The sequence below is a fragment of the Streptomyces sp. CB00455 genome, assembly GCF_001905445.1.
Classification (GTDB): Bacteria; Actinomycetota; Actinomycetes; order Streptomycetales; family Streptomycetaceae; genus Streptomyces.
Genome location: NZ_LIVQ01000004.1, coordinates 379,279 through 392,589 on the forward strand (window position 1 = coordinate 379,279; position 13,311 = coordinate 392,589).

Sequence of the window (13,311 nt, forward strand, 5' to 3'; positions counted from 1 at the left end):
GGGCTGTCCCCACCCCCCGGAACGCCGGAACGGCCGGTACCCCGGGTGGGGGACCGGCCGTTCCGTATCGAGCGGACTGGATGGGACTACTTGGCGCCCTCGGGCTTCGCCTCGGCTTCGGGCTTCGCCTCAGCGGCAGGCTCGACCTCGGGCTTCGCCTCAGCGGCAGGCTCGACCTCGGGCTTGACCTCGCCCTCGGGCTTCGCCTCGGCTTCGGGCTTGGTCTCCGCCTTCGGCGCGAGGGCCGGCTCCGCCTTCGCCGGCGTCGCGGTCTCCGGCTCCGGCTCCGCCTTGGTGACGGGCGCGGGGGCTGCCTTCGCTTCGGGCTTCGGCTCCGCCGTGGTGACGGGCTCGGACCCGGCCGCCGGCGCCGGCTTCGGCTCCACCGCGGGCGTCGGGACCGGCTCCGGCCCGACCTCCGCCTTCGGCTCCGCCGCGGGGGCGGGTGCCGGCTCCGGCTTCGCCTCGGCCACGGGCGCCGGCTCCGGCTCCGCCGCAGGGGCCGGTTCCGGTTCCGGTTCCGGCTCCGGCTCCACCAGCGGGGGTTCCGGGGTCTTGACCGAGTCCAGCAGGAGCTGGGCCACGTCCACGACCTGCACGGACTCCTTGGCCTTGCCGTCGTTCTTCTTGCCGTTCACCGAGTCGGTCAGCATCACCAGGCAGAACGGGCACGCGGTGGAGACGATGTCCGGGTTCAGGGACAGGGCCTCGTCGACGCGCTCGTTGTTGATGCGCTTGCCGATCCGCTCCTCCATCCACATCCGCGCGCCACCGGCGCCACAGCAGAAGCCCCGCTCCTTGTGGCGGTGCATCTCCTGCTGCCGCAGGCCCGGCACGGCCGACATGATCTCGCGCGGAGGCGTGTAGACCTTGTTGTGCCGGCCCAGGTAGCACGGGTCGTGATAGGTGATCAGACCGTCGACCGGCGTCACCGGCGTCAGGCGGCCCTCGTCGATCAGGTGCTGGAGCAGCTGCGTGTGGTGGATGACCTCGTACTCGCCGCCCAGCTGCGGGTACTCGTTCGCGATGGTGTTGAAGCAGTGCGGGCAGGTCGAGACGATCCGCTTGGCCGACTTCGGCTTCTTCGTCTCCGGGTCCTCGTCGTCCTCACCGAAGGCCATGTTCAGCATGGCCACGTTCTCCTGGGCCAGCTGCTGGAACAGCGGCTCGTTGCCCAGGCGGCGCGGGGAGTCGCCGGTGCACTTCTCGTCGCCGCCCATGATCGCGAACTTGACGCCCGCGATGTTCAGCAGCTCGGCGAAGGCCTTCGTGGTCTTCTTCGCCCGGTCCTCCAGCGCGCCGGCGCAGCCGACCCAGTAGAGGTAGTCGAACTCGGAGAGGTCCTCCGCGTCCTTCCCGATGATCGGGACCTCGAAGTCGACCTCCTTGGTCCACTCGACGCGCTGCTTCTTCGCCAGGCCCCAGGGGTTGCCCTTCTTCTCCAGGTTCTTGAGCATCGTGCCCGCCTCCGACGGGAACGCGCTCTCGATCATCACCTGGTAGCGGCGCATGTCGACGATGTGGTCGATGTGCTCGATGTCGACCGGGCACTGCTCCACGCACGCACCGCAGGTCGTGCAGGACCACAGCACGTCCGGGTCGATGACGCCGTTCTCCTCGGCGGTCCCGATCAGCGGGCGCTCGGCCTCGGCCAGGGCCGCCGCGGGGACGTCCTTGAGCTGCTCGGCGGTCGCCTTCTCGTTGCCCTCCATGTCCTTGCCGCCGCCGGCCAGCAGGTACGGGGCCTTGGCGTGCGCGTGGTCGCGCAGGGACATGATCAGGAGCTTGGGGGACAGCGGCTTGCCGGTGTTCCAGGCGGGGCACTGCGACTGGCAGCGACCGCACTCCGTGCAGGTGGAGAAGTCGAGGATGCCCTTCCAGGAGAACTGCTCGACCTGGGAGACGCCGAAGACGTCGTCCTCGCCGGGCTCCTCGAAGTCGATCTCCTTGCCACCGCTCGTCATCGGCTGGAGCGCGCCCAGCGCGACCGCGCCGTCGGCGTTGCGCTTGAACCAGATGTTCGGGAAGCCGAGGAAGCGGTGCCAGGCGACACCCATGTTGGTGTTGAGCGAGACGACGATCATCCAGATCAGCGAGACGCCGATCTTGATCATCGCGGTGAGGTAGATCGCGTTCTGCAGCGCGCCGAGGGAGAGTCCCTTGAAGGCCAGCACCAGCGGGTACGAGGCGAAGTACGCCGGCTCGTAGTGGTCCACGTGGTGGATCGCGCCCTCGAGACCGCGCAGCGTCAGGATCGCCAGGCCGATGGTGAGGATGACGTACTCGACGAAGTACGCCTGCCAGGCCTTCGATCCGGCGAAGCGCGACTTGCGGCCCGCCCGCGAGGGGAGGTTGAGCAGGCGGATGGCGATGAGGACGAGGATGCCCACGACCGTCATCACGCCGATGAACTCGATGTACATCTCGAACGGTAGGAAGCCGCCGATGACCGGCAGCGTCCAGTCGGCTTCGAAGAGCTGGCCGTACGCCTGGGCCAGGGTCGGCGGCAGGGTCAGGAAGCCGATCGCGACGAACCAGTGCGCGAAGCCGACGATGCCCCAGCGGTTCATCCGGGTGTGCCCGAGGAACTCCCGGACGAGGGTGAGGGTTCGGGCCTTCGGGTCGTCCGTACGGCTGCCTGCCGGTACGGACTGGCCGATCTTCACGAACCGGTAGATCTGCGCCACGGCTCGGGCGAGCAGCGCGACGCCGACCACGGTCAGGACCAGCGACACGATGATCGCGGCGAGTTGCATGGAAGGGCTCCTCGGGCGGCACTTACTAAGCGGTAACTTATATAGTCAAGGGTTGAGGTTACCCATTCCCGACGCCGCAATGTAGCCGAGCGTGCGGTGATCTGTGTCGCTCAGGCATGCCTGTGCCGGAAGGCCGCCCGCGGGGTTTGCGCCAGGATCGCCAGGTCCATCCCCAGCCAGTGGTTCTCCACATAATGCCGGTCGAGCAGGGCCATCTCCTCCCAGGGGAGGTCGGAGCGTGCGCTCACCTGCCAGAGGCCGGTGATCCCGGGCCGTACGAGCAGCCGGTCGGGGCGGTCCGTGCGGGGTCCCGGACGGGGGCCGACCAGGGACATCTCACCGCGGAGCACGTTGATCAGCTGGGGTGCGGCGTCCAGCGCGCAGCGCTCCAGGGCGGCGCCGAAGCGGCCGGCGGCGGCGGTGTGCAGCTGCCAGGTACGGAAAGGGCGGCCGGCCAGGCCGGCCGCCGGTACGCGGACGAAGGCGCGGTCCCGGCCGCGGGCTCCGCCGCGGTGGGCGGCGTGGAGCAGAGCCGCGGCCGTGGCCAGGGGGACGGCGAGCAGGATCAGCAGGATCAGGGCGCCGGCGATGTCGAGCACCCGCTTGGCCGGTGGCCGGACCCGCCGGTGCGCCGGCCGGGCGGGGAGGGGGAGCGGCAGCGGCAGAGGCATGTCAGCACGTTGCCGTACGCCTGCGGCGGGCTCGGGGTGGCGCGCGGCCGTCGGGTGCGGCTCGAACCCGTTCGGGTGTGTCGTCTCCGTTCCGTGTGCGGGGGGCTGGGCGGGGGCCTGGCCTGCCCGGGTGCGGCGCCGCCGCCGGGGGCTCCGCCCTGGACCGCGCGCCTCACACGTCGGCGGGGCTGGACTTGCGATCCCTGTCGGAACGTAACGGCAGGTGGGAGGGGGTGGCGGGGCGAGTGGGCGGGCAGGGTTGCGCGTAAGGGGAGCCTAAAGGTTGAGCCCGGGTGGCTCAGCTCTGTTGACGCAGGCGCGGGGATGCGGCATGGTTGAGCCTGTTCCACTCAAGTCAGCTGGAGGAATCGAAATGGCACGTGCGGTCGGCATCGACCTGGGCACCACTAACTCCGTCGTCAGCGTTCTGGAAGGCGGCGAGCCCACCGTCATCACCAACGCCGAGGGCGCCAGGACCACGCCGTCCGTCGTCGCCTTCGCCAAGAACGGCGAGGTCCTCGTCGGCGAGGTGGCCAAGCGCCAGGCGGTCACGAACGTGGACCGGACCATCCGCTCCGTCAAGCGCCACATGGGCACTGACTGGAAGATCAACCTGGATGGCAAGGACTTCAACCCGCAGCAGATGAGCGCCTTCATCCTGCAGAAGCTGAAGCGCGACGCCGAGGCGTACCTGGGCGAGAAGGTCACGGACGCGGTCATCACCGTCCCGGCCTACTTCAACGACTCCGAGCGCCAGGCGACGAAGGAGGCCGGCGAGATCGCGGGCCTCAACGTCCTGCGCATCGTCAACGAGCCGACGGCCGCCGCCCTGGCCTACGGTCTCGACAAGGACGACCAGACCATCCTCGTCTTCGACCTCGGTGGCGGCACCTTCGACGTGTCGCTCCTGGAGATCGGCGACGGTGTCGTCGAGGTCAAGGCCACCAACGGTGACAACCACCTCGGTGGCGACGACTGGGACCAGCGCGTCGTCGACTACCTCGTGAAGCAGTTCCAGAACGGCCACGGCGTCGACCTGTCCAAGGACAAGATGGCGCTCCAGCGTCTGCGCGAGGCTGCCGAGAAGGCGAAGATCGAGCTGTCCTCCTCCACGGAGACCTCGATCAACCTGCCCTACATCACGGCGTCCGCCGAGGGCCCGCTGCACCTGGACGAGAAGCTCACCCGTGCCCAGTTCCAGCAGCTGACCGCGGACCTGCTGGAGCGCTGCAAGACCCCGTTCCACAACGTCATCAAGGACGCCGGCATCCAGCTGTCCGAGATCGACCACGTGGTCCTGGTCGGCGGCTCCACCCGCATGCCGGCCGTCGCCGAGCTCGTCAAGGAGCTGACCGGTGGCCAGGACGCCAACAAGGGCGTCAACCCGGACGAGGTCGTCGCCATCGGCGCGACCCTGCAGGCCGGTGTGCTCAAGGGCGAGGTCAAGGACGTCCTGCTCCTCGACGTGACCCCGCTGTCCCTCGGTATCGAAACCAAGGGCGGCATCATGACCAAGCTCATCGAGCGCAACACGACCATCCCGACCAAGCGGTCGGAGATCTTCACGACGGCCGAGGACAACCAGCCGTCCGTGCAGATCCAGGTCTACCAGGGCGAGCGCGAGATCGCCGCGTACAACAAGAAGCTCGGCATGTTCGAGCTGACGGGCCTGCCGCCGGCCCCGCGCGGTGTCCCGCAGATCGAGGTCTCCTTCGACATCGACGCGAACGGCATCATGCACGTCACGGCCAAGGACCTCGGCACGGGCAAGGAGCAGAAGATGACCGTCACCGGCGGCTCTTCGCTCGGCAAGGACGAGGTCGACCGCATGCGCCAGGAGGCGGAGCAGTACGCGGACGAGGACCTGCGCCGCAAGGAGGCGGCCGAGTCCCGCAACCAGGGCGAGCAGCTCGTCTACCAGACGGAGAAGTTCGTCAAGGACAACGAGGACAAGGTTCCCGCCGACGTCCGCACCGAGGTCGAGGCCGCCGTCACCGAGCTGAAGGAAAAGCTCAAGGGCGAGGACACGGCGGAGATCCGCACCGCGACCGAGAAGCTCGCCGCGGTCAGTCAGAAGCTCGGCCAGGCCATCTACGCCGACGCCCAGGCCGCTCAGGGAGCCGCCGGCGCCGAGGGTGGCGAGCAGGCCAAGGCCGATGACGACGTCGTCGACGCCGAGATCGTCGACGACGAGAAGCCGAAGGGCGGCGCTGCCTGATGTCGGAGGAGACCCCGGGCTTCGAGGAGAAGCCCGAAGTCCCCGCCGACGCCGTTCAGGACGACGCCGAGCCGAAGGCCGCCGACTCCTCCCAGGAGGGTGAGGCGGCCCCGGCCGGGGACGCACAGTCCGCAGTACAGGAAACCGCCCTGCTGGCGCAGCTGGACCAGGCCCGTACCGCGCTCTCCGAGCGCACCGCGGACCTCCAGCGGCTCCAGGCGGAGTACCAGAACTACCGGCGCCGGGTGGAGCGGGACCGGATCACCGTCAAGGAGATCGCGGTCGCGTCCCTCCTGAGCGAGCTGCTCCCGACCCTGGACGACATCGGCCGGGCGCGCGAGCACGGCGAGCTGGTCGGCGGCTTCAAGTCGGTGGCCGAATCGCTGGAGACGGTCGCCGCCAAGATGGGCCTGCAGCAGTTCGGCAAGGAGGGCGAGCCCTTCGACCCGACGATCCACGAGGCCCTGATGCACTCGTACGCGCCGGACGTCACCGAGACGACGTGCGTGGCCATTCTGCAGCCGGGGTACCGGATCGGCGAGCGTACGATCCGTCCCGCACGGGTCGCGGTGGCCGAGCCCCAGCCGGGCGCGGCCCCCAAGTCGGAGTCCGCGGAGGGCGAAGCGCCGTCGGACAAGGACGCGGATGCCCCCGACGAGGGCTGATGCACCACACGTAGAGGTACGAGAGGAGGGACACCGGGGATGAGCACGAAGGACTTCGTCGAGAAGGACTACTACAAGGTCCTCGGTGTCCCGAAGGACGCCACCGAGGCCGAGATCAAGAAGGCGTACCGGAAGCTCGCGCGCGAGTTCCACCCGGACGCCAACAAGGGCGACGCCTCGGCCGAGGCGCGCTTCAAGGAGATCTCCGAGGCGAACGACATCCTCGGCGACGCCAAGAAGCGCAAGGAGTACGACGAGGCGCGCGCCCTGTTCGGCAACGGCGGCTTCCGCCCGGGGCCGGGCGGGGCCGGCGGCTCCTTCAACTTCGACCTCGGCGACCTCTTCGGCGGCCAGCAGCCGGGCGGCGCCGGCGGTGCGGGCGGCTTCGGCGGCGGCCTGGGCGACGTCTTCGGCGGCCTGTTCAACCGAGGCGCCGGCGCCGGTGCGGGGACCCGCACCCAGCCGCGCCGCGGCCAGGACATCGAGTCGGAGGTCACCCTTTCCTTCACGGAGGCGGTGGACGGGGCCACGGTCCCGCTGCGGATGTCCTCCCAGGCGCCCTGCAAGGCGTGTTCGGGCACCGGCGACAAGAACGGCACCCCGCGGGTGTGTCCGACCTGCGTCGGCACGGGGCAGGTCTCGCGCGGCTCCGGCGGCGGTTTCTCACTGACCGACCCCTGCGCGGACTGCAAGGGCCGCGGTCTGATCGCGGAGACCCCCTGTGAGGTCTGCAAGGGCAGCGGGCGGGCCCGCAGTTCGCGCACGATGCAGGTCCGGATTCCGGCGGGCGTCTTCGACGGCCAGCGGATCCGGTTGCGGGGCAAGGGCGGGCCGGGCGAGCGCGGCGGCCCCGGCGGTGACCTCTACGTCGTCGTCCACGTCGGCTCCCACCCGGTCTTCGGCCGCAAGGACGACAACCTGACCGTGACCGTGCCCGTGACCTTCGCGGAGGCGGCACTGGGGGCCGACATCAAGGTCCCGACCCTGAACGGTCCGGCGGTGACGCTGAAGCTTCCGCCGGGCACCCCCAACGGCCGCACCATGCGGGCCCGCGGCAAGGGCGCGGTCCGCAAGGACGGCACCCGCGGCGATCTGCTGGTGACGGTGGAGGTCGCGGTTCCGACCGAGCTGTCGGACAAGGCCCGCGAGGCGCTGGAGATGTACCGCGAGGCGACGGATTCGCAGGACCCGCGCTCCGCGCTGTTCGAGTCCGCGAAGGGAGCATGACATGGACGGCCGCCGTCGATCGTCCCGATTGGGCAGTGGGAGTTACCAGCTCACCGATGAGACCCCGGTCTACGTGATCTCGGTGGCCGCCCAGCTCTCGGGCCTGCACCCGCAGACCCTGCGCCAGTACGACCGCCTCGGCCTGGTCTCCCCGGACCGTACGGCCGGACGCGGCCGGCGCTACTCGGCCCGTGACATCGAGCTGCTCCGCACGGTGCAGGCGCTGTCCCAGGACGAGGGCATCAACCTGGCGGGCATCAAGCGGATCATCGAGCTGGAGAACCAGGTCGCCGCGCTCCAGCAGCGCGTGGCCGAGCTCTCCGCCGCGGTGGACGGCGCCGCGGCCACGCTCCAGGCCCGCGAGGCCCAGGTGCACGCCTCCTACCGGCGGGACCTGGTCCCGTACCGGCCGCCGGTGCCCGGCAACGCCCTGGTCGTGTGGCGTCCCAAGCGCCCGATGGACTGACGGCCGGTACGCGGTGGCGCCGAAGGCGCCGGCGCGCAGCATACGGAAAAGGCCCCGCCCGCCCCGGGCGGGGCCTTTCGCGTGCGGGTGGGTCCGGCGCGGCGCTCGGGGGCCTTGTGAGGGCCGTGGGGCCCCTGCGGCAGCGGCCGGGGCCTCTCAGGGCCGGGGCTCTTGCGGCGGCCCGGAGACGCGCCCCAGGATGCCCGACTGGGCGATGAGGAAACCGAGTTGGGCCCGGCTTCCGCTGCCCAGGGCCGTCGCCAGCTTGGCTATGTGCGCGCGGCAGGTGCGGACGTTCATGCCCAGGCGGCGGGCGATGGCCTCGTCCACGTGCCCCTCGACGAGGAGCTGTGCGATGGAGCGCTGCACGCCCGAGATCCCCGAGGGCGTCGGGTCGTAGGGGATCTGCTCGTTGAGCGGGGTGGCCCGCCGCCACAGCTGCTCGAAGACCCTGACCAGGTAGCGGACCAGCGCCGGATGCCGCAGCTCCAGCGCGATCTGCTGGTCGTCGCTGGCGGGGATGAAGGCGACCGACTCGTCGCAGATGATGAGCCGTTCGACCAGCTCCTCCAGCGTCCGGATCTCGACCTTTCCGCTGGCCATCCGGTCGACGTAGGCCATGGTGCCGCGGCTGTGGCGCACCGTGTGCTGGTAGAGGGTGCGCATGCTCACCCCCCGCCGGATGAGCGGCTGGTCCCGTTCGATCGCCTGGTTGAGGATGTTCTCGGAACGCCCGCCACCCGGCTGGATGGTGAGCATTTCCGCCTGGCACTCGGCGGTGGCGACATTGAGCGCCGCGTTGATCCTGTTGAATCCCTCCAGCACGGTGATGGCGTGTGTGGGGGCGGGAGTCAGCGCGCTGATGGCCATGAATGGCTCAAACGCTTCGGCCAGCTCGATGGAGGAGCGCCGGCGTTGCAGGATCTCCCGTTCCAGCGGATGCAGCCGCTGGGCCAGTGCCACCGACGGGGGAACCGGACGGAGCCAGTTGTCGTCGTCGGGATCAGGGTGCAGCAGCGCGAATTCCAGCAGGCAGGGCGTCTGCTCGACTTCTTCGCGGGCGATTCGGCCGGAGCTGAGCGCACTTGCGTACAGCTCGGCCCCGAGGTCGCACAGGTCTGTCACCGCATGGGGATGTGTCTGGTTCATCCGCATAATCGGCAAATCTCCCACCCCCAGGGTCCTGCATGTACAGGAACATGATGCATCGCCACCGTGGCAATGACGTGGCTCGATAAGTCATCGTCTGAGATGCGGGGGAGAGGAATCCATCAAGTGAGGACAACGTCGACCATGTACAAGAAATTGCTTCGCTCGGTGGCTGCCATTGCTCTCTCTTCGGCTGCTGCTGTCGGTGGAATCTCGCTCGCGGACAGTGGCTGGGGCAGCTCGCCTGCCGACAGTGGCTGGGGGGCCGGTCCTACCGGTAGGGGCGACAGTGGCTGGGGCAGCGTCCAGGCCGACAGCGGCTGGGGCCCCGCGCCCAAGCCCGTGCGCAAGGGCGACAGCGGCTGGGGCAGCGCGCCGGTCGGCGCGGAGCCGGACAGCGGCTGGGGTGTGGGTGGGAAGACCTCGGACGCATGACCCCCGACGACCGCGGCTTCCGCCGCGAAATGGCCTCCGCTTACCGGTCGGGATGGCAGTTCATCGACCTGGCCACGGCGATTCCGTACCCCGGGGACTCGCTGATGGTCACCCTGTTCGGCCAACCGATCGTCGTCGTGCGCGAGGAGGACGAAGACGTACGTGCCTACCGGTGCCTGCGCCGCCCGCGGGGCGCGCCGCAGCCCGTCCGCTGCGAGGTGCGCTACGGAATGGTCTTCGTCAATCTTGATCAGCGCGATCACCAGCTCTTCGAACCCGACATCACCACCGCCACCCCCCGCAGTGCCTGAAGCGATTCCCCCGTCGTTGCAGATCGCTCAGGCGCTACCCCCACACAACGGCGCCATCGTGGACCTGACCACGATGGCGCCGTTGTGATGTCCGCGTCCAGTGGTCGGCCGGACAAGACGCCGGAAAAGGCGCCGGAAAAGATGCCGGAAAAGATGAGGGGTCAACGATTCACGCGCGGCCCATGGCCCGCTCCAGCGTGATCTCCATGACGACCCGGTCCGGATTGGGCGAGGGCGTCCGCCCGTAGCGCTCGGCGTAACGGGCCACCGCCTCGGCGACGGACGCCGCGTCCGTCCGGATCACCGCGCGCCCCTCCAGGGTCGCCCAGCGGCGCCCCTCCATCTGGCAGACCGCGACCCGCGCCCCCGCCGGCTCCCCGGACTGGGCCGCCAGGATGTTGCGGACCTTCTTGCTGTGCCTGTTGCTGATCACCCGGGCGAGGCCCGCCTGCGGGTCGTAGGTGACACCGACCGGCACCACGTGGGGGGAGCCGTCCGGACGGGGCGTGGTCAGTGTGCAAACGTGCCGTTCCCGCCAGAAGGCGAGGTACTCGGGCGTCGGGTTGAGTACGTCATGGGACATGGCCCGAAGGGTACGACGCGCTGCCTTGAGTGGAATAGACTCAACTTTGCGCAGGTTGTCTCTGTCATAGTTCTGTTCCCTTCCGGAGAGGAGCAAGTCACCCGTGGACGCCGAGCTGACCAACAAGAGCCGCGACGCGCTGAACGCGGCCACCAGCAGGGCCGTCAAGGACGGCCACGCCGACCTGACCCCCGCCCACCTGCTCCTGGCCCTGCTCGCCGGCGAGGACAACGAGAACGTCACCGACCTCCTCGCCGCCTGCGACGCGGACCAGGCGGCCGTGCGCGGCGCAGCCGAACGGCTGCTCGCCGCCCTGCCCAGCGTCACCGGCTCCACCGTCGCGCCCCCGCAGCCCACCCGTGAGCTGCTCGCCGTGCTCGCCGAGGCCGACCAGCGGGCCGGGAAGCTCGGCGACGACTACCTCTCCACCGAACACCTGCTCATCGGCACCGCGGCCAAGGGCGGCGCGGCCGGCGAGATCCTTTCCGCACAGGGCGCGAGCGCGAAGAAGCTGCTGGACGCCTTCGAGAACGCACGAGGAGGACGGCGGGTGACCACCCCCGATCCCGAGGGCCAGTACAAGGCACTGGAGAAGTTCGGCACCGATTTCACGGCGGCAGCCCGCGAGGGCAAGCTCGACCCGGTCATCGGCCGCGACCAGGAGATCCGCCGCGTCGTCCAGGTGCTCTCGCGCCGCACCAAGAACAACCCGGTGCTCATCGGCGAGCCGGGCGTGGGCAAGACGGCCGTCGTCGAGGGCCTCGCCCAGCGCATCGTCAAGGGCGACGTCCCCGAGTCCCTGAAGGACAAGCGGCTCGTCTCCCTCGACCTCGGCGCCATGGTGGCCGGCGCCAAGTACCGCGGCGAGTTCGAGGAGCGGCTCAAGACCGTCCTCGCGGAGATCAAGTCCAGTGACGGGCAGATCATCACCTTCATCGACGAGCTGCACACGGTCGTCGGCGCGGGCGCCGGCGGCGATTCCGCCATGGACGCGGGCAACATGCTCAAGCCCATGCTGGCCCGCGGCGAGCTGCGGATGGTCGGCGCGACCACCCTCGACGAGTACCGCGAGCGCATCGAGAAGGACCCGGCCCTGGAGCGGCGCTTCCAGCAGGTGCTGGTCGCCGAGCCGTCCGTCGAGGACACCATTGCCATCCTGCGCGGGCTCAAGGGCCGCTACGAGGCCCACCACAAGGTCCAGATCAACGACAGCGCCCTGGTGGCCGCCGCGACCCTCTCCGACCGCTACATCACCTCCCGCTTCCTGCCCGACAAGGCCATCGACCTCGTCGACGAGGCAGCCTCCCGGCTCCGCATGGAGATCGACTCCTCACCCCTGGAGATCGACGAGCTCCAGCGCTCGGTGGACCGCCTGCGCATGGAGGAGCTGGCGCTGAAGAACGAGTCCGACCCGGCCTCGCTGGAGCGCCTCGACAAGATCCGCAAGGACCTCGCGGACCGGGAGGAGGAGCTGCGCGGCCTGACCGCCCGCTGGGAGAAGGAGAAGCAGTCCCTCAACCGCGTCGGCGAGCTCAAGGAGCGCTTGGACGACCTGCGCGGGCAGGCGGAGCGCGCCCAGCGCGACGGCGACTTCGACTCGGCCTCCAAGCTGCTCTACGGAGAGATCCCGGCCCTGGAGCGCGAGCTCGCGGAGGCCACCGAGGCCGAGGCGGAGGTCTCCAAGGACACGATGGTCAAGGACGAGGTCGGTCCGGACGACATCGCGGACGTGGTCGGCGCCTGGACCGGCATCCCGGCCGGCCGGCTGCTGGAGGGCGAGACCCAGAAGCTGCTCCGGATGGAGGACGGGCTGGGCCGCCGCCTGATCGGCCAGACCGAGGCCGTGCGGGCCGTGTCGGACGCGGTGCGCCGCACCCGCGCGGGCATCGCCGACCCGGACCGCCCGACGGGCTCGTTCCTCTTCCTGGGCCCGACGGGCGTCGGCAAGACGGAGCTGGCCAAGGCGCTCGCGGACTTCCTCTTCGACGACGAGCGGGCCATGATCCGCATCGACATGTCGGAGTACGGCGAGAAGCACAGCGTCGCCCGCCTCGTCGGCGCCCCGCCCGGCTACGTCGGCTACGAGGAGGGCGGCCAGCTGACCGAGGCCGTGCGGCGCCGCCCGTACAGCGTCGTGCTGCTGGACGAGGTGGAGAAGGCCCACCCCGAGGTCTTCGACATCCTGCTCCAGGTCCTGGACGACGGCCGCCTCACGGACGGCCAGGGCCGGACCGTGGACTTCCGCAACACCATCCTGGTCCTGACCTCGAATCTGGGCAGCCAGTTCCTGGTGGATCCGGCCACCCCGGCGGAGCAGAAGAAGCAGCAGGTCCTCGATGTGGTGCGGGCCTCCTTCAAGCCGGAGTTCCTCAACCGGCTGGACGACCTGGTGGTCTTCTCCGCGCTGGACGCCGGGGAACTGGCGCACATCGCCGAGCTCCAGATCGGCCGCCTCGCCAAGCGGCTGGCCGACCGGCGCCTGAGCCTGGAGGTCACGCCCGCGGCCCTGGCCTGGCTGGCGGACAAGGGCAACGACCCGGCGTACGGCGCGCGGCCGCTGCGCCGCCTGATCCAGACGGCGATCGGCGACCGCCTGGCCAAGGAGATCCTCTCCGGCGAGGTCAGGGACGGCGACACCGTACGGGTCGACGTGGCCGGGGAGGACCTGCTGGTCGGCAAGGCCCTCTGAGCGCCGGGGCGGGCGCCGGGCCGCCCGCCCCCGCGCCTCCTGCCCCTCGCCGCGGCGCCCGCCCCTGCCGCCGTGTGTCCGCCCGGAGCGGATCGCGGGGGCCGGGGGTGGACACGGGGTGGGCGGCATGGTGGAGGATGA

Annotated in this window: 10 protein-coding genes; 6 read left to right on the plus strand and 4 right to left on the minus strand. The window is 70.2% G+C overall.

Going from position 1 to position 13,311, the window contains the following annotated elements; genetic code table 11:
* Positions 1 to 86 precede the first annotated feature (86 nt).
* Both AMK16_RS19100 and AMK16_RS19105 read right to left on the minus strand, forming a co-directional pair.
* Positions 87 to 2,756 carry a (Fe-S)-binding protein gene (locus tag AMK16_RS19100; RefSeq protein ID WP_073917218.1) on the minus strand — a complete coding sequence of 890 codons (2,670 nt, stop codon included), beginning with the start codon at positions 2,754 to 2,756 and terminating at the stop codon, positions 87 to 89.
* A gap of 110 nt (positions 2,757 to 2,866) precedes the next feature.
* A complete protein-coding gene (locus tag AMK16_RS19105; RefSeq protein ID WP_079191583.1) occupies positions 2,867 to 3,427 on the minus strand; it encodes a sugar transferase in 561 nt (186 codons plus the stop codon).
* Between the two features lie 373 nt (positions 3,428 to 3,800).
* Here AMK16_RS19105 and dnaK point away from each other — a divergent pair, with 373 nt between their 5' ends.
* Genes dnaK through AMK16_RS19125 form a run of 4 tightly spaced genes read left to right on the plus strand, consistent with a single transcriptional unit; the run spans position 3,801 to position 8,003 of the window.
* Positions 3,801 to 5,645 (plus strand): molecular chaperone DnaK, encoded by a 1,845-nt coding sequence (dnaK, locus tag AMK16_RS19110; RefSeq protein ID WP_073917220.1) that lies wholly within the window; start codon positions 3,801 to 3,803, stop codon positions 5,643 to 5,645.
* The gene (gene grpE, locus AMK16_RS19115) at positions 5,645 to 6,310 is read left to right on the plus strand and encodes a nucleotide exchange factor GrpE (RefSeq protein WP_073917222.1); all 666 of its coding nucleotides are present in this window, start codon (positions 5,645 to 5,647) and stop codon (positions 6,308 to 6,310) included. Before dnaK ends, grpE begins: the two co-directional genes overlap by 1 nt.
* Positions 6,311 to 6,349: 39 nt before the next feature.
* Positions 6,350 to 7,537, plus strand: coding sequence for a molecular chaperone DnaJ (dnaJ, locus tag AMK16_RS19120; RefSeq protein WP_073917224.1), 1,188 nt, complete (start codon positions 6,350 to 6,352; stop codon positions 7,535 to 7,537).
* Between the two features lies 1 nt (position 7,538).
* Positions 7,539 to 8,003, plus strand: a complete 465-nt coding sequence (locus tag AMK16_RS19125; protein ID WP_073917226.1) for a heat shock protein transcriptional repressor HspR — start codon at positions 7,539 to 7,541, stop codon at positions 8,001 to 8,003.
* Between the two features lie 156 nt (positions 8,004 to 8,159).
* Here the strand turns inward: AMK16_RS19125 and AMK16_RS19130 are convergent, their stop codons facing one another.
* Positions 8,160 to 9,152, minus strand: a complete 993-nt coding sequence (locus AMK16_RS19130; RefSeq protein WP_443333579.1) for a helix-turn-helix transcriptional regulator — start codon at positions 9,150 to 9,152, stop codon at positions 8,160 to 8,162.
* Between the two features lie 431 nt (positions 9,153 to 9,583).
* On the opposite strand from AMK16_RS19130, the gene AMK16_RS19135 reads away from it, so the two are divergent.
* Entirely contained in the window at positions 9,584 to 9,898 is a 315-nt protein-coding gene (locus AMK16_RS19135; protein ID WP_073917230.1) for a (2Fe-2S)-binding protein, read from the plus strand.
* 169 nt (positions 9,899 to 10,067) lie between these two features.
* Here AMK16_RS19135 and AMK16_RS19140 read toward each other — a convergent pair whose 3' ends face one another.
* Positions 10,068 to 10,481, minus strand: a complete 414-nt coding sequence (locus AMK16_RS19140; RefSeq protein WP_073917232.1) for a pyridoxamine 5'-phosphate oxidase family protein — start codon at positions 10,479 to 10,481, stop codon at positions 10,068 to 10,070.
* A 103-nt stretch (positions 10,482 to 10,584) separates the two neighbouring features.
* On the opposite strand from AMK16_RS19140, the gene clpB reads away from it, so the two are divergent.
* Entirely contained in the window at positions 10,585 to 13,170 is a 2,586-nt protein-coding gene (clpB, locus tag AMK16_RS19145; protein ID WP_073917234.1) for an ATP-dependent chaperone ClpB, read from the plus strand.
* The last annotated feature ends 141 nt before the right edge of the window (positions 13,171 to 13,311 follow it).

Coding starts and splice junctions, on each gene's coding strand:
- grpE (WP_073917222.1), top strand. CDS start 5,645: ATGTCGGAGGAGACCCCGGGCTTCGAGGAGAAGCCCGAAGTCCCCGCC.
- AMK16_RS19100 (WP_073917218.1), bottom strand. CDS start 2,756: ATGCAACTCGCCGCGATCATCGTGTCGCTGGTCCTGACCGTGGTCGGC.
- dnaK (WP_073917220.1), top strand. CDS start 3,801: ATGGCACGTGCGGTCGGCATCGACCTGGGCACCACTAACTCCGTCGTC.
- AMK16_RS19105 (WP_079191583.1), bottom strand. CDS start 3,427: ATGCCTCTGCCGCTGCCGCTCCCCCTCCCCGCCCGGCCGGCGCACCGG.
- AMK16_RS19135 (WP_073917230.1), top strand. CDS start 9,584: ATGACCCCCGACGACCGCGGCTTCCGCCGCGAAATGGCCTCCGCTTAC.
- AMK16_RS19125 (WP_073917226.1), top strand. CDS start 7,539: ATGGACGGCCGCCGTCGATCGTCCCGATTGGGCAGTGGGAGTTACCAG.
- AMK16_RS19140 (WP_073917232.1), bottom strand. CDS start 10,481: ATGTCCCATGACGTACTCAACCCGACGCCCGAGTACCTCGCCTTCTGG.
- dnaJ (WP_073917224.1), top strand. CDS start 6,350: ATGAGCACGAAGGACTTCGTCGAGAAGGACTACTACAAGGTCCTCGGT.
- AMK16_RS19130 (WP_443333579.1), bottom strand. CDS start 9,152: ATGAACCAGACACATCCCCATGCGGTGACAGACCTGTGCGACCTCGGG.